Source organism: Glycomyces sambucus, from assembly GCF_900102815.1.
GTDB lineage: Bacteria > Actinomycetota > Actinomycetes > Mycobacteriales > Micromonosporaceae > Glycomyces > Glycomyces sambucus.
Genome location: NZ_FNGF01000003.1, coordinates 591,424 through 615,666, shown reverse-complemented (window position 1 = coordinate 615,666; position 24,243 = coordinate 591,424). Strand labels below are relative to the sequence as shown.

21 protein-coding genes and 1 pseudogene are annotated in these 24,243 nt (G+C 73.4%); 8 read left to right on the top strand and 14 right to left on the bottom strand.

Going from position 1 to position 24,243, the window contains the following annotated elements; translation table 11 throughout:
• Window positions 1-22: 22 nt before the first annotated feature.
• On the bottom strand, window positions 23-1,093 hold the full coding sequence (locus BLS99_RS12415) for a Glu/Leu/Phe/Val dehydrogenase dimerization domain-containing protein (RefSeq protein WP_091049517.1): 1,071 nt from the start codon (window positions 1,091-1,093) through the stop codon (window positions 23-25).
• Between the two features lie 112 nt (window positions 1,094-1,205).
• On the opposite strand from BLS99_RS12415, the pseudogene BLS99_RS27840 reads away from it, so the two are divergent.
• From BLS99_RS27840 to BLS99_RS12400, 4 genes and pseudogenes are all read left to right on the top strand, one after another.
• Window positions 1,206-2,051, top strand: a pseudogene (locus BLS99_RS27840) (DUF8083 family protein); the annotation flags it as partial.
• A gap of 237 nt (window positions 2,052-2,288) precedes the next feature.
• Window positions 2,289-2,510: a BldC family transcriptional regulator gene (locus BLS99_RS25660; RefSeq protein WP_112134444.1), complete on the top strand. Its 222-nt coding sequence runs from the start codon at window positions 2,289-2,291 to the stop codon at window positions 2,508-2,510.
• Window positions 2,511-3,012: 502 nt separating this feature from the next.
• On the top strand, window positions 3,013-3,531 hold the full coding sequence (locus BLS99_RS12405; RefSeq protein ID WP_091049512.1) for a hypothetical protein: 519 nt from the start codon (window positions 3,013-3,015) through the stop codon (window positions 3,529-3,531).
• On the top strand, window positions 3,531-4,394 hold the full coding sequence (locus BLS99_RS12400) for a PrsW family glutamic-type intramembrane protease (RefSeq protein ID WP_091049507.1): 864 nt from the start codon (window positions 3,531-3,533) through the stop codon (window positions 4,392-4,394). The genes BLS99_RS12405 and BLS99_RS12400 overlap by 1 nt, the downstream gene beginning before the upstream one ends.
• 357 nt (window positions 4,395-4,751) lie before the next feature.
• On the opposite strand, the gene BLS99_RS12395 is transcribed toward BLS99_RS12400, so the two are convergent.
• Window positions 4,752-5,660: an HhH-GPD family protein gene (locus BLS99_RS12395; RefSeq protein ID WP_091049504.1), complete on the bottom strand. Its 909-nt coding sequence runs from the start codon at window positions 5,658-5,660 to the stop codon at window positions 4,752-4,754.
• A 96-nt stretch (window positions 5,661-5,756) separates the two neighbouring features.
• Between BLS99_RS12395 and BLS99_RS27415 the strand changes: the two genes are divergently transcribed.
• Entirely contained in the window at window positions 5,757-6,410 is a 654-nt protein-coding gene (locus BLS99_RS27415; protein ID WP_143034780.1) for a hypothetical protein, read from the top strand.
• Here the strand turns inward: BLS99_RS27415 and disA are convergent, their stop codons facing one another.
• The 8 genes from disA to BLS99_RS12350 all read right to left on the bottom strand — a co-directional run bounded on the left by disA (window position 6,411) and on the right by BLS99_RS12350 (window position 16,080).
• On the bottom strand, window positions 6,411-7,478 hold the full coding sequence (gene disA, locus BLS99_RS12385; protein WP_245712236.1) for a DNA integrity scanning diadenylate cyclase DisA: 1,068 nt from the start codon (window positions 7,476-7,478) through the stop codon (window positions 6,411-6,413).
• 246 nt (window positions 7,479-7,724) lie between these two features.
• Complete coding sequence (locus BLS99_RS12380; protein ID WP_091049497.1) at window positions 7,725-8,318, bottom strand: hypothetical protein; 594 nt, start codon at window positions 8,316-8,318, stop codon at window positions 7,725-7,727.
• Between the two features lie 189 nt (window positions 8,319-8,507).
• Window positions 8,508-10,112, bottom strand: coding sequence for a glycoside hydrolase family 13 protein (locus BLS99_RS12375; RefSeq protein WP_218126442.1), 1,605 nt, complete (start codon window positions 10,110-10,112; stop codon window positions 8,508-8,510).
• The gene (locus BLS99_RS12370) at window positions 10,109-11,530 is read right to left on the bottom strand and encodes a Gfo/Idh/MocA family protein (RefSeq protein WP_091049493.1); all 1,422 of its coding nucleotides are present in this window, start codon (window positions 11,528-11,530) and stop codon (window positions 10,109-10,111) included. Before BLS99_RS12370 ends, BLS99_RS12375 begins: the two co-directional genes overlap by 4 nt.
• A 4-nt stretch (window positions 11,531-11,534) precedes the next feature.
• Window positions 11,535-12,377, bottom strand: coding sequence for a carbohydrate ABC transporter permease (locus tag BLS99_RS12365; protein WP_091049490.1), 843 nt, complete (start codon window positions 12,375-12,377; stop codon window positions 11,535-11,537).
• Window positions 12,374-13,282 (bottom strand): carbohydrate ABC transporter permease, encoded by a 909-nt coding sequence (locus BLS99_RS12360; RefSeq protein ID WP_091049486.1) that lies wholly within the window; start codon window positions 13,280-13,282, stop codon window positions 12,374-12,376. Before BLS99_RS12360 ends, BLS99_RS12365 begins: the two co-directional genes overlap by 4 nt.
• A 305-nt stretch (window positions 13,283-13,587) precedes the next feature.
• A complete protein-coding gene (locus BLS99_RS12355; protein WP_176953332.1) occupies window positions 13,588-14,961 on the bottom strand; it encodes an ABC transporter substrate-binding protein in 1,374 nt (457 codons plus the stop codon).
• Between the two features lie 105 nt (window positions 14,962-15,066).
• Window positions 15,067-16,080, bottom strand: coding sequence for a family 43 glycosylhydrolase (locus BLS99_RS12350; RefSeq protein ID WP_091049479.1), 1,014 nt, complete (start codon window positions 16,078-16,080; stop codon window positions 15,067-15,069).
• A gap of 146 nt (window positions 16,081-16,226) precedes the next feature.
• Here BLS99_RS12350 and BLS99_RS12345 point away from each other — a divergent pair, with 146 nt between their 5' ends.
• Window positions 16,227-16,961, top strand: a complete 735-nt coding sequence (locus BLS99_RS12345; RefSeq protein WP_091049476.1) for an SDR family oxidoreductase — start codon at window positions 16,227-16,229, stop codon at window positions 16,959-16,961.
• A 190-nt stretch (window positions 16,962-17,151) separates the two neighbouring features.
• On the opposite strand, the gene BLS99_RS12340 is transcribed toward BLS99_RS12345, so the two are convergent.
• Together BLS99_RS12340 and BLS99_RS12335 are read right to left on the bottom strand one after the other, a co-directional pair.
• Complete coding sequence (locus tag BLS99_RS12340) at window positions 17,152-18,039, bottom strand: RNA polymerase sigma-70 factor (RefSeq protein ID WP_218126441.1); 888 nt, start codon at window positions 18,037-18,039, stop codon at window positions 17,152-17,154.
• 35 nt (window positions 18,040-18,074) lie between these two features.
• Window positions 18,075-19,007, bottom strand: a complete 933-nt coding sequence (locus tag BLS99_RS12335) for an NADP-dependent oxidoreductase (protein ID WP_091049468.1) — start codon at window positions 19,005-19,007, stop codon at window positions 18,075-18,077.
• A 138-nt stretch (window positions 19,008-19,145) separates the two neighbouring features.
• Between BLS99_RS12335 and BLS99_RS12330 the strand changes: the two genes are divergently transcribed.
• On the top strand, window positions 19,146-19,661 hold the full coding sequence (locus BLS99_RS12330) for a MarR family winged helix-turn-helix transcriptional regulator (protein WP_218126440.1): 516 nt from the start codon (window positions 19,146-19,148) through the stop codon (window positions 19,659-19,661).
• A gap of 7 nt (window positions 19,662-19,668) precedes the next feature.
• On the opposite strand, the gene BLS99_RS12325 is transcribed toward BLS99_RS12330, so the two are convergent.
• Complete coding sequence (locus BLS99_RS12325; RefSeq protein ID WP_091049465.1) at window positions 19,669-21,729, bottom strand: tetratricopeptide repeat protein; 2,061 nt, start codon at window positions 21,727-21,729, stop codon at window positions 19,669-19,671.
• Between the two features lie 85 nt (window positions 21,730-21,814).
• Window positions 21,815-23,101 (bottom strand): adenylosuccinate synthase, encoded by a 1,287-nt coding sequence (locus tag BLS99_RS12320; RefSeq protein WP_091049461.1) that lies wholly within the window; start codon window positions 23,099-23,101, stop codon window positions 21,815-21,817.
• Window positions 23,102-23,227: 126 nt separating this feature from the next.
• Here BLS99_RS12320 and BLS99_RS12315 point away from each other — a divergent pair, with 126 nt between their 5' ends.
• Window positions 23,228-24,052 carry a diacylglycerol kinase family protein gene (locus BLS99_RS12315; protein ID WP_091049458.1) on the top strand — a complete coding sequence of 275 codons (825 nt, stop codon included), beginning with the start codon at window positions 23,228-23,230 and terminating at the stop codon, window positions 24,050-24,052.
• The last annotated feature ends 191 nt before the right edge of the window (window positions 24,053-24,243 follow it).

The following is a 24,243-nucleotide window of genomic DNA, read 5'->3' as shown; positions in this document are numbered from 1 at the left end:
TCCTATAGGATCCTCGCGGACGTCAGCGGAACAGGCGCATCCGCTGGAGGCGCCCGACGGCGGCCATGCGCTCCTCGGCCAGGGCGTCGGCCGCGGCCACGGGGGTGGTGCCCTCGCCCTTCGCGCGGTCGAGGATGCGGCCGGTGGTCTCGAAGATCCCGGCGGTGCGCCGCTCCGCCCGCTTGAAGTCGAACGCGCCGTCGTACTCGTCGGCGACCTGGATGACGCCGCCGGAGTTGACGACGTAGTCGGGGCAGTAGAGGATCCCGGCCCGGTCGAGCTCGGCGGCGACCTCGGGGGACGCGAGCTGGTTGTTGGCCGCGCCGCAGACGATCTCGGCGTCGAGGGTCTTCAGCGCGGTCTCGTTGAGGACCCCGCCGAGGGCGCACGGGGCGTACACGTGGATCCCCGCGGCGATGAGCTCGTCGGCGTCGGCGACGAGCCGCACCTGCGGGAACTGCTCCTGGGTCCAGCGGATCGCCGCGTCGTTGACGTCGCACGCGACGACCTCGGCGCCCGCCTCGACGAGGTGGGGGAGCAGGTGGCGGCCGACCTTGCCCAGGCCGGCCACGCCGACGGTGCGCCCGGCGAGGTCCACGGCGCCCCAGCGGTGCTGGGCCGCGGCGCGCATCGCCTGGAAGACGCCGAAGGCGGTGAGGATCGAGGAGTCGCCCGCGCCGCCGGACTCGGGGCTGCGCCCCGACACGTGGCGGGTCTCGCGCGCGACGTGGTCCATGTCCTCGACGTAGGTGCCGACGTCGCACGCGGTCACGTAGCGCCCGCCCAGCGACTCGACGAACCGGCCGTAGGACCGCAGCAGCGCCTCGCTCTTGTCGGCCACCGGGTCGCCCCAGATGACGGCCTTGCCGCCGCCGTGGTCGAGCCCGGCGATCGCGTTCTTGTACGCCATGCCCTCCGACAGGTGCAGCACGTCGGTGAGCGCCTCCTCCTCGGAGGCGTACGGGTAGAAGCGGGTGCCGCCGAGGGCCGGGCCGAGCGCGGTCGAGTACACCGCGATGATCGCCCGGAGCCCGGTGTCCGGGTCGTGGCAGAACACGACCTGTTCGTGGCCGGTCGCGTCGAAGATGCTCATGGCTTGCTCTCCAGTTCTTCTCTAGGGGTGCGGGCCCCGGAGCGCGGTGCGCGCCGGGCGGCGCCCCAGGGGCGCGGCCGGGTCGCGGCCGCTTCCTCGTCGTAGCGCGGGTATGCCTACGCCACCAGCATATGACTATGGAAGTATCTGCCTCGTGTACGCACCGAACGCGTCCTATCTGCGCGTCTACGAGCCGGCCGTGGCCTTCGCCGACGCCGGCTACTGGCGCGCGTACGCCGCTTCGGGGCGCGCGGTCGACCCGCTCGAGGGCCCCAGGGTCCGACGGGAAGCACTGTACGAGCGCATCGGATGGCCCTGGCGGGGCGTCCCCACCTTCGGCCGCGAGGCGTACGTCATCGACCGCGGCGAGGGCGACCCGCTGGTGTGCCCGTGGAACCTGCGGTACCGGATCGCCTCGGCCGCACTGGAGGTGCGCCGCCTGACCCCCGAGGCGGTGGCCGAGGCCCTGTTCCCGCCCGAGTTCCTCTCCTCCGCCGCCGAGATCGTGGCCCTCGACGACGGCGGCGACCGCCACGACGCCCCCGCCGACGCCCACGAGCACGTCGCCTCCTGGTCGGTCCCGCTGCGCTGGTTCGCGTGCGTGCGCCCCGAGGACCGCGAGCTGGTCATCCAGCCCGGCCTCAGCCTGCTGCGCTACCGCACCCCGATCGCCAAGTCCCGCACCGGCCTCGCCGTCGCCCGCAACCTCGTGCGCGCCGAGTTCGGGGAGGGCGCCGACCTCGCCGAGGCCCTCGCCGAGACCGGCCGGTGGCTCGACGGCTTCCACCGCGACTCGGTCGTCGAACTCGACTACGGCGGGCTCGTCTCCAGGATGGACCCGGACGAGCTCCGCGAGGAGGACTCGGTCGACCTCACCTGGCAGGCCCTCGACCACCTCGGCGCCTCCGAACCCGAGGACGCGCAGGAATGCTATGCGCGCCTTGTCGACCGATGGCGTGATCGTCGTCTCGCCGAAAGACTGAACTTATCTCGCTTCGCCCCGGTCTGCGGGCCCGCTGCCTGCTCGTTCGCTTGTGGAGTGATCACTCGGATGAGCGATCCGAGCGGAAAGTCCAAGCAAAATCGGCCGTTCGGCCTATGTCGGACATCTACGACAGGCCGGACGATTGCAGAAGGAACGAATCAAGGCTCGGCAGCCGGTGATTCGCAGCCCGTGTGTGGAGGAGAACGAACGATGACGACAGAGCTGAACCTTCCGGTGGAGTCCGAGGCCCTGCTCACCCCCTCTGAGGTCGCCGCGATGTTCCGCGTCGACCCCAAGACCGTGACGCGCTGGGCCAAGGCCGGCAAGATCTCCGCGATCCGGACCCTGGGCGGCCACCGCCGCTACCGCGAGTCCGAGATCCGCGCGCTGATCAACGGCGACATCCCGGTCCAGCGCGAAGCCGCCGACTAGCACCCGACAACCGCCTCCCGCCACCGACCAGGCGACGAGGCCCGAGGAACCATCCACAGCGGCCGGACCACCCTTCCGGCCCCCGCCCCGAAACGAAGCCGTGGTCCACGGCGACCGGCCGATCCCCGGCCGGCGAGGACGCGGGCCCTCCCTCAGGGCCCGCCCCGGCGACCACACGCGGACGCGACGCCGGCCGACGGACCCCTGAACCAGGTCCCGGCCGGCAAGGCGTCCGCACCGGACCGGCGCGACATCAGCGCGGCCCCGACCGCACCGCCCCGGTGCGCACCGGCCCCGCGCGCCCCGCGAACCCACCGCCCCTCGAGCGCACTGCCTCTCGAAGGCACTGCCCTTCGAACACACCGCCCCTCGAACACCCCGCCGCCGCACCCGTGCGGCCTCCCGCCCGGCCGCGGCCGCCGCATCGCGGACCCGCCGCCCTGAGCCGGGCATTACCGATGCAATGCCGCGAACCACATGCGACGCTTGAAGTGTGTCCCGCATGAGGAGCCTCGCCGTCGCCGCGGCCGTCGCCGCCGCGGTGCTGCTGTTCGCGCTCGCGGTCCCCCTACTGAACAAGGCCGTCTCCCCCACCGTCGACGTCGGCGGGCAGCGGTTCACGCTCGCGGGCGTCACCGTCGTGCTCCCCGAGGGCACCCGGATGCGCCCCGGCCAGTACCGGCCCGAGTCCGGGCGCGCCGAGTTCCTCGTCGGCGACGCCGAGGTCGACATCGCCGTCGCCGGGCCCTACGGCTTCGACGCCGAGTACCTGGCCGGCGAGATGGCCCGCCTCCTGGAGGCCCAGCCCGGCGTCCGCCTCACCGAGTCCCGCGACTGCGCCGCCGACGGCGTCGACGGGGCCGGCCGCGGCTTCGTCACCGAGACCGGCGCCGGGTTCGCGTGCGCGTTCGTGCACGGCGGCACCCGCGCCGAGGTCACCGCCCGCGGCGCCTCCCTCGACGCCGGCACCGTCGACCGCATCGACGAGCTCCTCGCCCGGCTCGCCTTCGGGGCCGCCTGATGCGCCCCGACCCCACCTCCCCCGCCCAGTGGACGGCCGCGCTGCTCATCGGCGCGGCCGCGATCCTGCTGCTGTACAACACCCTCCCGGTGGCGCTCGCCTACCCGCGGGCCGGGACCGCCGCGCTGGTCCTGTTCGCGCTCTTCGCCGTCCCGTTCGCGGTCATGCGCCGCCGCCTCGCCGGGCACCTCGCGCTCCCGGCCGCCGCGCTCGCGCTCGGCCTCGTCTGGGGCGCCACCGTCGCCGTCATGACCTCCCTGTTCGGGTCCCGGGCGCTCCACGGGCTCCTCGCGACCGCGCACGGCCCGGCCTGGGCCGAGCGCTGGGCGCCGGTGCTGGCCGCGCCGCTCGTGGAGGAGGTCGTCAAGGCCGCCGGGGTGGTCCTGGTCGTCGCGATCTTCTGGGGGCGATTGCACGGGGTCCTCGACGGGATCGTCCTGGGCGCGTTCTGCGGCGCGGGGTTCCAGATCGTGGAGGGCTACGCGTTCGCGATGTCGAGCACCGTGGTCAACCGGGCCGGGGACGCCGTCGCGCCGGTCGTCGCCGTGTTCCTCGTCCGCGGGGTCCTCGCGGGCCTGTGGAGCCACGCGATCTTCACCGCCATCGCGGGCGCCGGGATCGCGTACGCGGCGACGCGGCGGACGACGCGCGCGGCGTGGGTCGCGGCCGGATCGGTCGCCGGGGTGATCGTGCTGCACGCGGTGTGGAACTCGCCGCTGCTGCGCGACGGCCTCGGGCTCGGGTCGCTCGGCGTCCTCGGCGGGATCATGCTCAAGGGCCTGCCCGCGGTGCTCATCGTGTGGTGGCTGGTGCGCTGGGCCCGGCGGACCGAGGCGCCGGTCGCGGTGGGCCCGCGCGCATAGCAATGCCGCCCGGGTCTGAGCGCGCGGTACCCCGACGGCATTGCCGTTGCCCGGTCGCGGGCGCCGCGTGGGCGTCCGCTCCTGCACGGCCCGCGTTTCGGGCGGCCGGTCCGCGGTCGACGCGACGGTGGATGGCGCGAGCCGCGTCGTCGTGTTCCCGACCGGCCGCTCGGGGGCGGCCGTGCGGTAGGCGGTCGGTCCCGGCACCGGCGGTGAGCCGGACCCGGAGGTCCGCCCGGTGCCCCGCCGCGGTGACCGGCGGGGTTGGACCCGGGGCCGCCGGTCCCTGGGGACCGGTGCCGACCGAGCTTCGTGAAGTTCTCTCAACTCCCACGCTAGCAGCGGCGGGACCGTTTGTCACCGACTCGGGAGTTCGAACCGGCCCTGCTCGTCGGTGCCGATGAGGCCGTCGGCGATGAGCTGCGCGACGGCCTCGTCCACCATGCGCCGGTCGGTCCAGACCGCGTCGATCCGGGCCCGCTCGACGGGCCCGTCGGCGTCCCGCAGCAGCGCCATGACCTCCCCGCGCACGTGCCGGTTGGTGCCCTTGTAGCGCTGGCGCTTGCGGCTGGGCCCCTCCGGGAGCTCCTGCCCGGAGAACCCGCACTCGGCGGTGACCGGGCAGGTGCCGCACTCGGTCTTGCGGGCGGTGCACACCAGGGCACCCAGTTCCATGAGCGCCAAGGACACCCGCGCGGCGGTCGCGGTGTCCTCGGGCAGCAGCGCCGCGGCGGCGGCGAGGTCGGCCCGGGTGGTGGCGGTGCCGGCATCGCTGCGGCCGCCGAGGCGGGCCACGACGCGGCGCACGTTCGTGTCGACGACCGCGTGGCGCCCGCCGTAGTGGAAGACCGCGACCGCCGCGGCGGTGTAGTTGCCGATCCCGGGCAGCTTCTCGAGTTCGGCCGGGTCGGCGGGGACGGTGCCGCCGTGCTCCTCGGCGATGATCCTCGCGCACTCCTGGAGGCGCAGGGCCCGCCGCGGGTAGCCCATGCGGCCCCATTCGCGCAGGACGTCCGCGGTCGGCGCCGCGGCGAGGTCGGCCGGTTCGGGCCAGCGCGCCATCCACGCCTCCCACACGGGGGCGACGCGGGCGACCTGCGTCTGCTGGCTCATGATCTCGGAGACGAGGACGCCCCACGCGGTCGTCCCGGGCCGGCGCCACGGGAGCTCGGTGCGGTTGTGGGCGTCGAACCAGGGGAGCAGGCGCTCGGCGAGCACGTCGGGGGAGGGCAGTGCCGGGTCGGTGGTTTCGGTGGCGGCGCGCATGACCCCATTGTCGGCGCGGGGTCCGACAGCGGGGGAGCCGGGTCGCGGGGCGTGTAATTCCGCCCGGGCGGGCCCGGGCTGCGTTAGCGTCCCGGCGTGCAGGGATTCAAAGGCAGGTTCGTGAAGGGCTCGGAGCCGGAGTCGGTCTACTGGCGGCGGCGGGCGATCGTGGCCGGGGCGGTGCTGGCGGTGGTCCTCGCGTCGGTCCTGGGGCTGAGCGCCCTGGGCGGCGGCGACGAGGAGGACCCGGGCGGCGAGGCCGATGCGGCCCAGCAGGAGTGGACGGCGCCGACGCCGTCCTCCTCGGCGCAGCGGCCCTACATCCCCGAGCCCTCGGACTCCCCCAGCCCGTCGCCGACCGCGGCCCCGGTGGCGGCGTGCCCGGCCGAGGAGCTCATGCTCCAGGTCGTGGCGGCGTTCGACGAGGTCCGGTCGGGCGCGGAGGTGCCGGTGAGCGTCCTGGTCGCGAGCGCGGCGGACGCGCCGTGCACGGTGGACCTGCGCTCGGTCGCGGTGGAGCTGGCGGCCGGTTCGGACGTGGTCTACTCGACGGCGCACTGCGGGACCCCGGAGGGCGAGGAGGTCGAGTTGAGCGACGGCGCGGGCCGGACCGTGGAGTTCACCGTCGACGGGCTCGCCTCCGAGGAGAACTGCGAGGGCGCGCGCCGGGAGCTCCCGGCGGGCGACTACGAGCTGCGGGCGCGCCTGGGCGAGGCGGCGTCGTCGCCGGCGGCGCTGCGCCTCACCTGATCAGAGGTACCGGTCGAGGATCGAGACCTCGGCGAGCCGGGTGAGCGATTCGCGGATGCTCTGGGCCCGGCCGGGGCCGACCCCGTCGACGTCCTGGAGTTCCTCGACGGTGACGCCGAGGAGTTCGGGGAGGGCGCCGAAGCGGTCGACGACGCGTTCGATGACGGCCTCGGGCAGGCGCGGGACCTTCGCGAGCATCCGGTACCCGCGCGGGCTGACGCGCCGGTCGAGGACGTCGGGCGAGTTCGGATAGCCCAGGGACCGGGCGACGGCGATGAGGTCGAGGAGTTCGGGGGAGCTCATGAGGTCGACCGCGCGCAGGGCCTTGCGGTGGTCGGCGTCGTCGGGCAGGTAGTCGCGGACGACGAGCTCGCGGTCGGTGTCGACGCCGGCCATGAGCTCGTCGAGCTGGAGGGCGAGGAGCCGGCCGTCGGTGCCGAGTTCGATGACGTGGCCTTCGACCTCGTCGGCGATGTGGCGGGCCATCTCCAGGCGCTGGAGGACGGTGACGGCGTCGCGGACGGTGACCAGGTCCTCGATCTCCAGGCTGGAGAGGCTGGCGGCGACCTCGTCGAGGCGCAGCTTGTAGCGTTCGAGGGTGGCGAGGGCCTGGTTGGCGCGGGAGAGGATCTGCGTTGACGGCTCGACGAGGTGGTGGATGTCGCCCATGTACAGCCCGATGGTGTGCATCGACTGGCTGACGGAGATCACGGGGAGCCCGGTCTGGATGGCGACGCGCTCGGCGGTGCGGTGGCGGGTCCCCGACTCGTTGGAGTGGATCGACGGGTCGGGCATGAGGTGCACGCCGGCGCGCACGATGCGGGCGCCGTCGGTGGTGAGCACGACCGCGCCGTCCATCTTGCAGAGCTCGCGCAGGCGGGTGGCGGAGAACTCGATGTCGATCTCGAAGCCGCCGGTGCAGATGCGCTCGACGATCGCGTCGCAGCCGACGACGATCAGCGCGCCGGTGCGGCCGCGGAGGATGCGCTCCAGGCCGTCGCGGAGCGCGGTGCCGGGCGCCATGGTGGCCAGGGTCGCGCGCAGGCCCTCGTCCGGGATCGACGCCACGGGTACCCCCAATGCTGGACGGTCCGCCGGCGCTGCCTGCCGGTCGGTTGAGGCGATCCGGCGCGTTCAGGGGCGGAGCGGCCGGATCGCCTCCAGTGTACGGATCGGCCGCGCGGGGCAGGGACCGGCATTTGGGGCAAGCCGCGCATCCCGGTCCCCAGTGGGGGTGCCGGACGGGCTGTCGCATTGGGGCCGATGGGGTTTCGCCGGCGGCGAACACCCGGGACGCGGTCGCGGCGGCGTGTCTCAGAGCCGGTCGACGACCTGGACGTGACCGGGCGCGTACGAGGCGAGGCGGGCGAGGAGCTGCTGCGGCTCGGTCGCGAAGTCCTTGCACCGCACCGCGAGGTCGAACCCGGCGACCAGGCCCTCGGTGGCCCGGTTGGCCTCGCGCAGCACCGACCGGCCGAGGAACCCGGGCCGGTCGGAGCCGCCCCGCCCGAGGTACACGTCGGCGGCGAACAGCAGGTAGGAGGTGCCGCGGCGCTTGGAGCCGACGTGGATCGCGGCCAGCTCCTCGATGTTGCTCCACGGGATCATGAGGGCCTTGCCGAAGCTGGGGCGCACGCGGAGGCCGAAGTGGTTGACCATGAGCTTCGGGGGGCGCACCAGCGGCACCAGGAAGCACGCGGCGCCGATGAGGGCCATGACGGTGAAGAACCCGGGGAGGGCCGCGACGGGGTTCGGCTCGCCGGAGTCGAGGCGGGCCGGCTCGGTGTGCACGAGCCAGTAGAGCGCGGCGATCCCGGCCGCGCAGGCGCCGGCGTACAGAGCCAGGGTCGAGATCCGGCGGGTGGGTGCGCTGCGCTCGACGACGACCCATTCCGAGCTCCTGCGCACGGCTCACCTCCGATCCGCAACTGTAGTCAGCGGTGTCGAACGGCGCCACGCCTGAACCGCGCCGCGTCATCCGCTGCGTCGTCCGGTGCGGCGCGTGTGCCGCGGGCACGCCGCATGGCCGGGGCGGCGCCGGGCCCCCGGAACAAGGGTGCCCGGCGGGTCCGACATCCGGTCGGACGTGCCGATCCCTCAGATGCGCAGCCAGACCGCGGCGTCCGGGGGGAGGGCGGTGCCGTCCCGGCCGGTGAGTTCGGCGCTGGCGATCAACGGCGCCCCTTCGGGGAGGGCGACGGGCTCGCCGCTCAGGTTGACGACGCACGCGACGCCGGGGTCGCGGGCGAAGGCGAGGACGCCCTCGCCGAGGTCGAGCCAGCGCAGCGGGCCGTCGCCGAGGCCGGGCTCCTCGCGGCGGATGCGCAGGGCGAGGCGGTAGAGGGACAGCATGGAGGCGGGGTCGCCCAGTTGGCGGGCGGCGGTGCGGTCGCGCCACGACTCGGGCTGGGGGAGCCAGGAGCCGCCCTCGCCGAACTCGAACGGCGGGGCGTCGCCGCCCCACGGGAGCGGCACGCGGCAGCCGTCCCGGCCGAGGTCGACGCCGCTGGTGCGCCGGAACACGGGGTCCTGGCGGGCCTCGTCGGGCAGGTCGAACACTTCGGGGAGGCCGAGCTCGTCGCCCTGGTACACGTAGGCGCCGCCGGGCAGGGCGAGGCTGAGCAGGGCCGCGGCGCGGGCGCGGCGCTCGCCGAGGGCGTGGTCGGTCGGGGCGTCGTGGATCCGCTTGGTGAAGCGGGTGTCGACGCGGCCGTACCTGGTGGCGTGCCGGGTGACGTCGTGGTTGGAGAGGACCCACGTGGGCGGGGCGCCGACGCGGGCGTGGGTGGCGATCGTCGCGTCCACGACCCCGCGCAGGGCCCGGGCCTCCCACGCGCACTTGAGGAACGCGAAGTTGAACGCGGTGTGCAGCTCGTCGGGGCGCAGGTACATGGCGAACCGCTCGGGGTCGGTCACCCACATCTCGCCGACGAACGCCCGGTCGGGGTACTCGTCGAGGACGCGCCGCCAGGACCGGTAGATCTCGTGGACCTCGGGCCGGTCCTTGTCGGGTTGGTCGCCGGCCCGGGCGCCGGGGCGGGCCCCGTCCTCGGTGAACGTCGGCGCGCCGGTCTCGCGGACGGGCCGGTCGGGCAGGCCCGCCTGCTTGACGAGGCGGTCGGCGACGTCGATGCGGAACCCGTCCACGCCGCGGTCGAGCCAGAACCGCAGGACCGCCTCGAACTCGGCGCGGACCTCCGGGTGGTCCCAGTTCAGGTCCGGTTGGGCGGTGTCGAACAGGTGCAGGTACCACTGCCCGTCGTCGAGCCTGGTCCAGGCGGGGCCGCCGAACCTGGACCGCCAGTTGTTCGGCTCGTCCCGGAAGTGGAACCGGGCCCGCTCGGGGGAACCGGGTGCGGCGGCGAGGGCCGCCTGGAACCACGGGTGCCGGTCGGAGGTGTGGTTGGGGACGAGGTCGACGATGATCCGCAGCCCGTGCCGGTGGGCGGCGCGGATGAGCCGCTCGGCGTCCCAGAGGGTCCCGAAGACCGGGTCGACCGCGCGGTAGTCGGCGACGTCGTAGCCGCCGTCGGCCATCGGCGACACGTACCACGGGTTGATCCACAGCGCGTCCACGCCGAGGTCGCGCAGGTAGGGCAGGCGCGACTCGATCCCGGGGAGGTCGCCGACCCCGTCGCCGTTCGCGTCGGCGAAGCTGCGCGGGTACACCTGGTAGACGACCGCGTCGCGCCACCAGCTCACGGCTGGCCCCAGTGGACCGTGCGGCCCTCGGTGCGCGAGCGCTCGGCCGCGAACGCCATGCGGTGGCTGTCCAGCGACGCCTCGAGGTCCGGCGCGGCGCGGTCGGGGAACGCGCGGTCCGGGAAGGCCCGGTTCGGAAAGGCAGAGTCCAGGGAGGCCCGGTCCTGTGAGGCGCGGTCCGCACCGCCGTCCCGCCCCTCCTCCAGCGCGGTGACGAACGCGTCGATGAGCGCCTCGTCGCCCCCCGAGTGCCCCCGGTGGTCCGGTTCGCCGCCCACGGTCACCGGCCCGGCGTACACCTCGAACACGCGGTGCCCCATGGGTTCGCGCGTGTAGCTCTTCCCCGGCCGGGCCTCGGGCAGCTCCGGCAGCTCCGCGGTCGGGGAGAACAGGTCGATCTCTAGGCCGCCCGTGCGCAGGTTCCCGGCGACCTCCCCCGCCGTCCCCGTCAACCGCACCGTGCGCGTGTTCTGGCCCGTGAACGCCGAGGTCGACAGGACCGCCGTGAGCCCGCCGGGGAACTCGGCGACGGTCTGCTGGTGGTCCACGACGTCGTTGTCCGAGTGGAACACGCAGCGCCCGTACGGCCCCGTGCGCAAGGCGTCGAGGCGGCCCTGCGGCGACAGGTCGTCGCCCAGCAGCGCCACCGGCCAGCCGTCGGTGGCCGCCAGGGCCTCCGCGTAGTAGCGCGGCGCGTAGAACGGGCACGAGTCGGCGGCCGGGCACCCGTCCAGGCAGCGCGTCGGCGCCCCCGCGGGGGCGTGCTCGGGCCGGAAGTACGACAGCGACCCCACCGACGCGATCGTCGCCGGCGCCTCCCCCGCGAACCAGCGGATGATGTCCAGGTCGTGGCAGGTCTTCGCGAGCACCATCGGACTCGACGTCGCCACGTTGCGCCAGTTCCCGCGCACGTACGAGTGCGCGTAGTGCCAGAACCCGATGTTCTCCTCCACCCGGAGGGTGAGCAGCCGCCCGATCGTGCCCGCGTCCGCGAGGCGCCGGATCGTCCGCCAGAACGGCTGGTACCGCATGACGTGCCCGATCCAGATGTACGCCTCCAGCTCCCGGGCCGCCGACGCGAGCGCCTCCAGGTCCTCCTCCGTGGCCGCCGCGGGCTTCTCCAGCAGGATCGGCAGGCCCGTCGCCGCCGCCGCGAGCGCCGCCTCCACGTGCAGCCGGTCCGGCAGCGCGATCACGAACGCGTCCAACCCGATCGCGTCCGCCCGCGCCACCAGCTCCCGCCAGTCGGCGAACCGGTGCGCCTCCGGCACCCCCGCCCGCGCCCCCAGCCGGTCCCGCCGGCGCCCGTCCGGGTCCGCGACGGCCGCGACCCGCGCCCGCTCCGGATGCCCGACCGCCCACCGCCCGTACGTGTCCGAGCCCCGCGCCCCGGCCCCCAGGATCCCCAACCGGATCATGACCTCACCCCTTCTCGGCACCCGACGTCAGCCCCGTCACCAGGAGCCGCTGCGCCAGGAAGAACCCCGCCACCACCGGGACGGTGATCGCGATCGACCCCGCCATGAGCACCGTCGTCGGCACCGAGAACTCGGTGAGCTGCGCGATCCCCAGCGACACCGTCCACCGGTCGCGGTCGGCCACCAGGAACAGCAGCGCGAACAGGTACTCGTTCCAGGCGATCATGAACACGTACAGGGCCGTCGCCGCCACGCCCGGCAGCGCCATCGGCAGCACCACCCGGCGGATCAGCGCCAGCCGCCCGCACCCGTCGATCATCGCCGCCTCCTCCACAGAGGACGGCACCGCGACGAGGTAGGTGCGGAGCATGTACAGCGCCACCGGCACCGTCTGCGCCACGTACACGAACACCAGCCCCGCCAGGCTCCCCGTCAACCCGATCCGGCTCAGCAGCACGAACAGCGGCACCGCGAGCACGATCCCCGGCAGCAGGTACACGCCCAGGAACACCACGTTCACCGCGTCCCGCCCGAAGAACCGCAGCCGCACCGCCGCGTACGCCCCCAGGACGCTCAGCACGATCGCGAGCCCCGCCGTCGCCACCGCGACCTGGAGCGAGTTCCACATGTTCCCGCCCAGCCCGTACTCGGCCATCGCGGTCGGATACGACGCGAACGTCAGCTCACTGGGCGAAGGGAACAGGTCCAGCGGCTCCGACACCACCGACTGGAACGGCCGCAGCGACAGGAGCACCCCGTACAGCAGCGGCCCGGCCGTGACGGCCACGGCGATCGCGATGACGGCCCAGCGGAGGACGCCCAGCACCCGGTCCTCGGTGTTCCTCATGCCTGCTCCCGCTTGATCATCCAGGCGTAGACCGCGACCACGGCCAGGAGCATCCCGGTCATGAGGAGGCCGGTGGCGCTGGCGGTGCCGATGTTGGCGCGCACCACGAGTTCGGAGTAGACGCGGACGGCCAGCACCTCGGTGCCGCCCGCGCCGCCGGTGAGCAGGTAGATGTCGTTGAAGTTCTGGAACGACCACAGGAACCGCAGCACCGCCAGGAGCGCCATGACCCCGGCGAGCTGCGGGAGGAGGAGGTGCCAGAACGTACGGGTCTTGCCGGCGCCGTCGATCTGGGCGGCCTCCTCGATGTCGCCGGGGACGACCTGGAGGCGCGCGGTGATGAACAGGAACGCGAGGGGGAACGTCTTCCACACCTCGAACGCGATGACGGTGGTGAGCGCGACGGGGACGGTGAACGGGCCGACCTCGCGGCTCGTGGTGGTGAGGAACGCGATCGGCTCGGCCCAGCCGAGCCATTCGGTGCCGACGGCGTTGACGAGGCCGTAGCCGGGGTTGAGGAGGGTCTTCCAGATGGTGGTCGCGGCCACGACGGGGAGCACGTAGGGGACCAGGACGAGCGCGCGGACGAGCCCGCGGCCCCGGAACGGGTGGCGGAGCGCGAGGGCGACGGCGAGTCCGACGAGGACGGCCCCGGCGGAGGACGCCGCCGCGTAGGTGATCGTGGTGGTCGCGGCGGACCAGAACCGGGGCGAGCCCCACACGGTGGCGAGGTTGTCGCCGGTGAACACGAGCTCGTCGAGGTAGAGGCGGGGGATGTCGACCAGGCGGACGTCGAGGAACGCGAACAGGACCACCGCGAGGAACGGCAGCACCGCGAACGCGAGCACCACGACCATGGTGGGCGCCACCAGGAGCCGCCCGTGCAGGTCCTCGCGGCGGGACATGGTGAGCGGCCTCCGGCGCCACGGCCCCTTCGCCGCTGTACGGCCCGGACCCGGCGGTCCGGGAGGACACCGACCGGCGGGCACGCGAACGGCCCGCCGCACCTCGGGGGTTGGGCCCTCGGTTTCAACGATGCCCGAGGGGTCCGACACCGCCTCGGCCCCGCTGTTCGAATCCGATGCAGACGCCCGGTCTCCGGGCACACGAACGGCCCGCCGCGGCGTCGGGGAAGGCCCCCCGGTCTCAACGGTGCCCGAAGGGTCCGACAGCCGATCGCCGCCGGTGTTCGAATCCCCGCCCGAAGGCATCAGCCGAGGTCCTGCTGCGCCGCCTCGACCGCCGCCGCCATCGCGGCGGCCACTTCGGACGGGTCCGCGCCCTCGAACAGGGACTCGGCCTCGGTGGCGAGGATCGTCTGGGAGAACACGATCCCGGCGAGCTCGGCGTCGTCCGTGCCCCAGCCCCAGCGCGTGAACCCCTCCGCGCCCGCGGCCATCCGGTCGACCAGCTCCGGCCCGTAGACCTCGCCGATCGAGACCTCCTGCGCGTCGTCGTTGCCGAACGGCAGCGCCGCCCACGCGTCCAGGAACTCGGTCGACCCCGCCTCAGGGCCCGGCCGCACCGGGATGCGGCCCTCGGTCGCCGACGCGAGGTTCTCCACATAGCCGTCCGAGAGCATGTACTCCACGAACGCCTTCGCGTCCGCCGTGTTCGCCCCGGCCGGGATGCCGTAGTTCGTGGTCTGCCCGTACACCGCGGGCGTCCCGCTCCCGTCGCCGGTGAACGTGGTCAGGTACGCCGTGTTCTCCGCCAGGAACCGCGGGTTCTCGGCGCACTCGGCGCAGGTCACCGGGTTGTCGACGTCGAGCCCGGCCGCCTCGTCCACGAAGTGCGAGGAGAACAGCACCATCGCCGCCGACCCCGACAGGTACGCGGCGCGCGCCGCCTCGACGTCCACTTGCGCCGGACCGGCCGCCGCCGCCAGCCGCTGGTAGGTCTCCAGGCCCTCGACGCACTCGGGCGAGTCGATCGCGACCGCGCCGTCCTCCGCCAGGTCGCAGCCGAACGGGAGCAGCATCGACTCGATGCCCTCCTGCGTGTACACGTCGCCGGGCGTGGTCCCGATCGCGATGCCCGCCAAGCCGTCCGCCTGCAGCGCCTCGGCGGCGTCGGCGAGGTCCACCACCGACTCCGGCGGCTCCAGGCCGGCGTCGGCGAACAGGTCGGTGCGGTAGGCGATCATGTGGCCCCACCCGTCCGACGGCACGGCGTGGAGCGAACCGCCCACGGTGACCATGTCGAGGGCGGCCTGCGAGAACGTGTCCGCGCCGAGCGCGTCCACGACCTCCTGCGGCGCCTCGTCGTCGAGCAGGCCCTGGGCGGCCCACGCCGCGGTGCTGGAGGGGTTGTGCGCGATCACGTCGGGCACCTCGCCCGCGGCCGCGCCGGTGACGAGCGTCTGCCCCATCTGGTCCGGCTCCAGCGGGACCATCTCCACCTCGATGCCGGTGGCCTCGGTGAACGCGTCGATCACCGGCTGCTGGGCCGCGATCCGCTCCGGGGTCGTGTACGGGGTCCAGAAGACGACCGAACCGTCGCCCTCCTCGGACTCCTCAGGGCTGCACGCCGACGCGGCCAGTACCAGCGTCGCGGCCGCCATGCAGGTCATCAACGTCCTCATAGCCGCTCCTAAGGGGCGAATCGGCGCGAACAGCATCCAATCCGCACTATAGCGGCCGAGGGTGGTCGAACGGTACCCCTGCGTGCGCAGGGATGTTCGGTTTCTTCAGTCCCCGTCGAGGTCGGTGCGCTGGCGGAGGACCTTCAGATCGCTTCCGTCCCAGGTCATCTCGTAGAGCTTGCCGCGGGCGCCGGTGAAGGGCCGGTGGAGGACCATCATGAGGGTGCCGTCGAAGGCGGTGAAGAGCATGCCGTGGCCGGAGTCGCCGCGGACGAGCGGTTCGCGCTGCTCCCAGGGGCCTTCGAGGCGGCCGGAGGGGGCGACGGCCCAGGTCTGGACGTAGTCGCCGTCGATGCCGCCCTCGGTGAGGCGGTTCTTCTCGTACGTGGACCAGAGGCAGACGAGAGTGTCGCCGAAGCGGTGGAGCTGGGGGCCGTCGGTCACGTAGGGGGCGATCTGGTGGGGGACGCCCGCGGGGAGCTCGCGGGTGATCCAGGAGGCGTCCGAGCCTCTGAAGAGGACCATCGGCTCGCCGTCGACCCCGTCGAGGGCGCGGTTGAGGGGGAACGCCTCGACGGTGCCGTCGATGCGCTGGAGCCATTCGTTGGCGCAGACCATCCACGGCTCGCCGTCCTCGTCGACGAACAGCGTCCCGTCGAGGGTCATGAGGTCCGCGGGGAGGATCGGCGCCTCGGGCTTGAGCATCCGGAACGGGCCGGTAAGGGCGTCGGCGGCTGCGACGATCGTGGAGCGGCGGTAGTTCGCGACCGGGAACGGCGTCCCGTACTCGCCGGGGCGCGGCACGGGCAGCGGCGCGTCGGTGTCGTGCAGGGTCGTGAAGAGGTACCAGCGGTCGTTCCACCGGTGGACCTCGGGCGCCCAGGCGCCGTGCACCGCCCACGGTGCGTCCTCCTCGTCGACCAGGAACACCGGGACGGGCTCGGCCCACTCGCGCAGGTCCCGGGACCGGTAGACCATCGTCCCGGCGCCGGGCGCGCCGCTGGAGGCGAGGTTCGAGGTGTACAGGTGGTAGAGGCCGGAGCCGGAGTCGGCGACGATGAACGGATCGTGCAGCGGCATCTCGGGCAGGCGCAGCGGGAAGGCGGTCGGCTCGCTCATGGTGCAAACGCTATCAAGCCGGGGTCCGGGCGGGAACCGGCGTTGTTCCGGGCCGGTCCGCGGGAGGATGTCACAAACCCCTGACGCGTCTTGTCTCAGCTGGCGACGGGGCGGCACCGGCCGCCCCGCGGAACCGGAGGTTTGCAATGAAGATCGCTGTCATGGGCGGGACCGGGCTCATCGGTTCGCAGGTCGTCACGTTCCTGAACGAGGCCGGGCACGAGGCGATGCCGCACTCGCCGTCCACCGGGGTCGACCTCATCAGCGGCGACGGGCTCGCGGCGGCGCTCGAAGGGGCCGGGGCGGTCGTCAACCTGACGAACTCGCCGACCTTCGACGAGGCGTCGATCGCGTGGTTCCAAACGAGCATGGACAACCTGCTCGCCGCCGCGGCGGACGCCGGGGTGGGGCACGCGGTGATCCTGTCGATCGTCGGGGTCGAGCAGGTCCCGGACCTGGACTACTACCGCGCGAAGGTCCTGCAGGAGGACGTCCTCAAGGCCGGGCCGGTGCCGTACTCGATCGTCCGGTCGACCCAGTTCTTCGAGTTCATGCCCGCCGTCATGTCGTGGACTTCCGACGAGGAGACGGTCCGCCTGCCCGCCACGCGCGTGCAGCCGATCGCGTCGGCCGACATCGCGAGGGCCGTGGCCGACGTGGCCGGCGGCGCCCCGCTGAACGGGACCCGCGACGTCGCCGGCCCGGAGGTGTTCACGCTCGACGAGCTCGGGCGGATCACGCTCGAAGCGAAGGGCGACAAGCGGAACGTGGTGGTCGACTCCACCGCGGGCATGTTCGCGGCCGTCAAGGGCGACGCCCTCATCGACCAGGGCGGCGCGCTCCTGTCGAGCCTCACCTACCGGGAGTGGATCGCCCGCTAGCGAGCGGTTCGCGAACGGGCGCTTCGCATCGGACTCCGAGCCTGGACTCGGGAGCCTGGACTCGGGCGGCGAAGCCGCCCGAGTCCAGGCTCGGTGCTCGGTGCTCGGTGCTCGGTGCTCGGTGCTCGGTGTCCGGTGTCCGGTGTCCGGTGTCCGGTGTCCGATGGTCTCGGCTGGCTCGGGTGGTCGTTCAGTCTCGGAAGGCGCTGAGCTTGTCCTGGTTGACCTGCCACAGGATCTGGTCGATGCCCGCGTCGGTCGCGTCCACGGTGATGACGGCGTAGACGGCGCCGTGCTGCCGCAGGACGGCCCAGGTTCGGCCGCCGAGTTCGGTCCAGTCCACCTCCATGTCGTCCCAGAGCCATTCGAGCGCCTTGAGGAACTTCGCCACCCGCTCGGCCCCGACGAGGGGCTTGCGGGCCACCTTGACCGCGCCGTTGCCGTCCGAGGTGTTCACCACGTCGGCCGCGAGCAGCCGCTCCAGCTGCACCATGTCGCCTGACCGCGCCGCCGCCATGAACGCCTCCAGCAGCGCCCGCTGCCCGGCCCGGTTGGGGCGGGAGCGGCGGCCGTCCGCGATGTGCCGTCGCGCCCGGCTCACCAGCTGCCGCACTGCTGCGGTGCTGGTGCCGATGATCTCGGCGATCTGGTCGTACGCGTAGTCGAACGCCTCCCGCAGCACGTACGCGGCCCGCTCGTTCGGCGACAACCGCTCCATGAGCAGCAGTGTCGCGTACTCTAGGGCCTCGCCGCGCTCCGCGCCCAGATACGGATCGGCCGCCGTGTCCACCGGCTCGGGCAGCCACGGACCGATGTAGGTCTCGCGGCGCACCCGCGCCGACTTCAGTGCGTTGATCGACAGCCGGGTCGCGATCGTCGCGAGGAACGCCCCCGGTTCGGCCACCGTGTCCCGGTCGTACGCCTGCCAGCGCAGCCAGACCTCCTGGACGAGGTCCTCGGCCTCGCCCGCGCTGCCGAGCATCCGGTACGCGATCCCGAACAGGCGCGGCCGCACGTCCGTGAAGACGGCGGCGGCCGCGTCGAGGTCGCCGCGCCGCTCCGACTCTGCTGTTGCCACCCGGCAATCTAAGCGCATGGAAGCGGTTTCGGCGATCAGGGCGTGAGGATCGCCTTGCCGCTCACCTCCCCCGCGAACGCCCGGTCGTGCAGGGCCGGGAGGTCGGCGATCGTGAGCCGCTCGGTCACGTCGATCTTGAGCTCTCCCGAGTCGACGAGGGCGACGAGTTCGGCGAGCCGGGTGGCGTCGCTGCGCACGTAGACCTGGTCGACGCGGATGCCGCGCCCGGGGATGAGCGGTCCGGGTGTGGCGGTGCTGGCGAAGGCGCCGCCGTCGGCGACGAGGCCGATGAGGGCGGCGGTCTCCTCGGGGCCGTTGCGGACGAGGTGGAGGACCGCGTCGAACTGCTCGCCTTCGAGGGCTTCGGTGACGGGCGTCTCGGTGTGGTCGACGATCCGGTCGGGGCCGGCGGCCCTGACGCGTTCGATGCTGCGGGGGCTGGCGGTCGCGGTGACGACCGCGCCCGCCCGCTTGGCGAGCTGGACGGCGTAGCCGCCGACCGCGCCGCCGGCGCCGTTGATGAGGATGCTCTGGCCGGCGCGGAGTCCGAGGTGGTCGAACAGGGCCTGGCGGGCGGTGAGCCCGACCGTGGGGAGCGCGGCGGCGTCGGCGAGCGGGACGGTGGCGGGTGCGGCGGCGAGGAGGTCGGCCGGGACGGCGACGTACTCGGCGGTCGCGCCGGGTGCGGGGGGCGGCAGGAAGGCGACGACCGGGTCGCCGGGCTTCCAGTCGGTGACGCCGTCGCCGGTCTCGGCGATGACGCCGGCGAGGTCGATGCCCGGGGTGTGCGGGAAGTCGACGGGCATGGCGGCCTTCATGAGGCCGATGCGGATGGCGAGGTCGAGGAAGTTGAACGAGGTCCCGGCGACCTGGACGACGACCTGGCCCGGGCCTGCGGTGGGGCGGTCGGCGTCTTCGAGGGCGAGGACGTCGCTGCCGCCGTAGGAGTGGAATCGCACGGCTTTCATGGGGTGCTCCTTCAGGTGGTTGCTTTGAATTCGAAGTGTCTGGTCGCAACTGTAGAGTGCTTTGAATTCGAAGCACAAGAGTTGGAGCGAGTGATGGTCGACACATTGCTTTGAATTCGAAGCAGGTAGGATTCGGAGGTGACCGGCCCTGACGACTTCGACCTCGGCGACCTCAAGCTGCCCGAACCGCAGCAGCTGGAGGCGTACTTCGCGCTCACCGAGGCCGTCAGCCTCCTCCAGCACCACGTTGAGCAGCAGCTGCGCGCCGAGGGCGGCATCAGCACCGTCCAGTTCCAGCTCCTCATGGCCCTGAACGGCGCCGGGCAGCTCACCATGACCCAGCTCGCCGACGGCGTCGTCTACAGCCGCAGCGGCCTCACCTACCAGGCCGCGCTCCTGGAGAAGGCCGGCCTCGTCACCCGCGGGCCCAGCCCCGACGACGAGCGCGCCACCCTCGTCGCCATCACCGACAAGGGTCGCGAGACCGTCGGAAGAGTCCTGCCCGGCCACATCCAGGTCACGCGCCGGCTCCTCTACGAGGCCGTCTCCGCCGAGGACCTGAACCGCCTGCGCGGCATCATGTCCCGCGTCCGCGACCACATCCGCGAAGAGCCCCCGCGCTCGGCCGCGCCCCGCCGGAAGCGGACCTTCTAGCCGCCCGTCAGTCCGAGCCCTCCGCCGCCGCGCGGTGCAGTTCGAGGTGCCCGCGGACCTTCGCCGTCTCCGGGTGCTCTGGGCCCAGGACCCGCAGGAAGTCCTCCAGCAGGTCCGCGAACTCGGCCGCCGACCGCTCCGGGGCCCCGTCCATCGCCCGGAAGTACGCGAGGTTCGCGCGGGCCACGAGGATCTGGTAGTCGTCGGGCCCGAGCACGTCGTCGTGGTCGGCCAGCACCGACTCGGCCTCCGCGATCGCGCCGTCGACGTCACCGGCCTCGGCGATCCACCGCGAGCGGTTGTTCCGGGTCCGCAGTGTCACGGCGTGGCGGGGGCCGAAGACCCGCAGGCAGTCGGCGAGGAGCGCGTCGTACCCGGCGACGGCCGCCGCGTGGTCGCCGGTGATGCCCCGGACCTCGGCGAGGTTGTTGCGGGCGGTGAACGTGTGCATGTCGTCGGGTCCGACGAGGCGCAGGTGGTCCGCCACGAGCGCTTCGAGCTCCGCGACGGCGCCGCCGGTGTCGCCCGCCTCGATCCGCAGCCGCGACAGCACGGTCCGCGCCCGCAGCGTCGCCCCGTGGTCGGGGCCCAGGACCCGCAGCCGCGCCGCCAGGACCCGCTCGCCCACCTCGGCGGCGGCGTCCGGCTCGCCCGCCTCCCGCAGCCGGAACGACAGGTCCTCCAAGACGTCGAGCGTGTCCGGGTGCTCGGGCCCGAGGTGCGCCTCGCTCGCGTCCGCGAACCGCCGCTGGAACGCGACGGCCGCCGCGATGCGCCCCGACTCGGACAGGTCGCGGGCGGTGGCGGACAGGACCGTGTGCGTCCCCGCCTGGAACAGCGAGCCCGCCGTGTTGTCGAGCATCCGCGCGACGGTCGCGTGGAAGCGCGGGAGCCGCGGGTCGCCGTCCGCGGGCCAGACGTCCTGGAGGACGTCCGCCGCCACCTTCAGCGTCGCGTCCCGGCCCTCGGGCCCCAGCGCCTCGCCCGCCGCGCGCTGCACGAGCGGGTGGATGCGGGCCGCATCGCCGTCGATGTCGATGAGCGACGACCGGTGCAGGGCCGCGATGGCCTCCTCCGCCTCGCCGCGCGTCAGCGGCGGATCGGCGCGCACGCCCGGGAAGCCCGCGTACGTCTGCAGCGCCCGGTCGGCGGTGAACAGCGCCAGCGGGACCCCTGCCGGGTCGAGCCGGCATGCGAGGCCGAGCAGGATCGAGGCCAGGCCCGCGGGCTCTCGGAGGTCGGCCCGCTCGATCGCCGCGCGGAGCGGCGCCGCGACCGGGGCCGGCCCGGCGGCGTCGAGGCCCCGCGCGTAGTCGGCGCAGGTCGTGCCCGGCCGGTCGAGGAGGTGCGCGCACGCGAGCGCGAGCGCCTGCGGCAGGTGCCCGACCTCCGCGGCCAGTCCGGCCGCGCCGTCGAGGGCGCGCGAGCCCGCGCCCAGGCGCCGCTCCAGGTAGTCCGCGGACTCCTCGGGCGTGAACGGGCCGAGGCGCACCCGGTGGCCGTCGAGGGCGGCGCTGCGGACCTGCGTGGTCAGGATCGTCCTGCCGCGCGCGGTCTCCGGCGGCCACAGCCCCGCCAGATGGTCGGGATCGGTCACGCCGTCGAGGACGACGAGCCACCGTGGCGCGTTCGGGCGGGCGAGCCAGTTGAGGAACGCCGCCGCCGCGGCCTCCGTGCCGGCGGGGTCGTCGCCGCGCACCGCCGCGCCCGCGCCCGCGAACGCCGCCGCGATCCCGGCCCGGTCCGACGCGTCGGCCCACACGAGGAGGTCGAGCCCGCCCGCGTTCCAGATCCGGCGCGCGAACGCGGCCGCAGCCTGGGTCTTGCCCGCCCCCGCCATCCCGGTGAGGACCGTCGGGCCCTCCGGGGCGACCGTCGTCTCCCGCTCGATCCGGGCCGGCGCCGCGGCCGGGATGCGGCCGCACAGCAGCGGCCCCTCCGCGAACGCGTGCACCCGCGCCTCGGCGGCCTGGTGCATGTTGAGCTCGATCCGCTGGCCCTGGATCAGGTTGTGCACGCGCGGGTCGTTGACGGTGAAACCCGGTTCCGGGGCGGTGCTCTCGGGCATGGGGGCAGGTTACCCCGCCCCGTCGCGCCCCGGGGACGCCGCGAGGGGGCGCCGGACGGCACCCCCTTGCGGTTGGAAGCGTCTGCTAGAGCATCGGGTGGCGGATGATGTTCTCCTCGCGGCCCGGGCCCACGCCGACCACGGAGACCCGTGCGCCGCACAGCTCTTCGAGTCGCTCGATGTAGGACTGCGCCGCGGCCGGGAGCTCGTCGAACTTGCGGCAGTGGGAGATGTCCTCGAACCAGCCGTCGTGGTACTCGTACACCGGCTTCGCGTGGTGCACGTCGGTCTGGGTCATCGGCATCTCGTCGACGCGCTCGCCGTCGACCTCGTAGCCGACGCAGATCGGGACCCGCTCCAGCTCCGAGAGCACGTCGAGCTTGGTCACGAACAGGTCGGTGATGCCGTTGACGCGCACCGCGTACCGGCCCAGGACGGCGTCGAACCAGCCGCAGCGGCGCCGCCGCCCCGTGGTCACCCCGTACTCCCCGCCCTTCTTGAGCAGGAACTCCCCGAACTCGTCGAACAGCTCCGTCGGGAACGGGCCCGAGCCCACGCGGGTCGTGTACGCCTTGATGATGCCGATCGAGGTCGTGATCTTGTTCGGCGCGATACCGGTGCCCACGCAGGCGCCGCCCGTCGTCGGGTTCGAGGACGTCACGAACGGGTAGGTGCCGTGGTCCACGTCGAGCATCGTCGCCTGGGCGCCTTCGAGGAGGACGTTCTTGCCCTCCTCCAGGGCCAGGTTGAGCAGCAGCCGTGTGTCGGCGATGTACGGCTTCAGGCGCTCGGCGTACCCCAGGTACTCCTCGACCACGGCCTGCGGGTCGATCGCCTTGCGGTTGTACACCTTCACGAGGATCTGGTTCTTCTCGCGGAGGATCTGCTCCAGTTTGATGGAGAGGATCTTCGGGTCCAGGAGGTCCTGCACGCGGATGCCCTGGCGCGCCACCTTGTCGGCGTAGGCCGGGCCGATGCCGCGGCCGGTGGTGCCGATGCGGGCGCCGCCGAGGTACCGCTCGACCACGCGGTCGAGCGCCCGGTGGTGCGGCATGATGAGGTGCGCGTCGGCCGAGAGCTTCAGGTTCGACACGTCGACCCCGCCGGCGGTCAGCTCGTCGAGCTCGGAGATGAGGAACTTCGGGTCCACCACGACCCCGTTCCCGATCACCGGGACCACCCCGGGCGTGAGGATGCCGACCGGGACCAGGTGGATGGCGTACTTGGTGCCGTCCGGGGTCACGACCGTGTGGCCTGCGTTGTTGCCGCCCTGGTAGCGGACGACGAAGTCCATCTCGGCGCCGAGCAGGTCGGTGACCTTGCCCTTGCCCTCGTCGCCCCACTGCGTTCCTACGACCGCGATCGCCGGCATGTGCCCATCCTCCCGGGAAGTTGATCACCCGATTACCTGCCAAGCCTACTTGCATTCGTTTATCTGGGGTCTCAGCAGGCCCAAGCACTATGAAGCGGGTCCCCGTCACACCGTAGAGTCGGGCGGGTGAACGTCGTCGTCTTGACCCTCGTGGAGTCCGACTGCTCGAACCCCGGGCCGCGCACCCAGGCGCTGCACCTGGCCGACGAGCTGAAGGCGCGCGGCGCGGCCGTGCGCACCGTCGAGGCCCGCACCGCCGAGGACATCGACGCCGCCGCCGCCGACCCCGAGGAGCGGATCGTCCTCGCCGCCGACACCGACGAGCAGGTCAACGCCGTCCTCGCCCGGCTCACGCGGCTCGCGATGCCCGCCCCCAGCAAGCGCCCCGAGGGCCTGCCCGACGGGCGCACCGTCCCCGACCTCCCCGCGCTCGCGGTCCTCCCGCTCGGCGGGACGCCCGGGATCGTGGCCCGCCTCGGCCTGCCCGAGAAGCCCGCCGAGGTCGCCGAGGCCGTCACCGGCGGGACGGTCCGCCGCACCGACCTCATGCGCCACGACGGCGGGGGCGTCGCGATCGACGGCGTCCGCCTCGGCGGCGGCGACCGGCCCTGGCGCGGCGTCGTCAACCTCGACGACGTCGTCCTCGCCGACGGCAGCGAGCAGATCCTCGCGTGCGTGGTCGCCAACGCCGACGGCTACGCGGCCGCCGACGACATGGTCCTCGCCGAACCCGACCCCGCCGACGGGAAGATCGACGTCGCGGTCGCCGTCCCGGTCACCGTGGGCCGCTTCAGGAAGCGCCTGCGCATCGAGGTCCGCCGCGCCAAGGGCCGCGCCGTCGCCGTCCACCCCGCCGGCTCGGTCACCTACATCCAGGACGGCCTCGCCGGCGAACTCGGCCGCAAGCGCACCTGGTGGGTCGAGCCCGGCGCCGCCGGCTGGTACGTCTGAGACCTCCGCCACTCTGACGGATAGCGGACACGCCGCCGTCCACGCCTGGCCGGCCCCCCGCGCCCAGGCCACGCCTCCTGCCGAGAACCCAAGCGCCCGAACGGGACCGCGTCAGCGTCCGCCACCCGCCACGCGACGTATGGACCGCTGTGCCCGACCTCGCCACCTGATCGAAATCCGATCGTTATCTG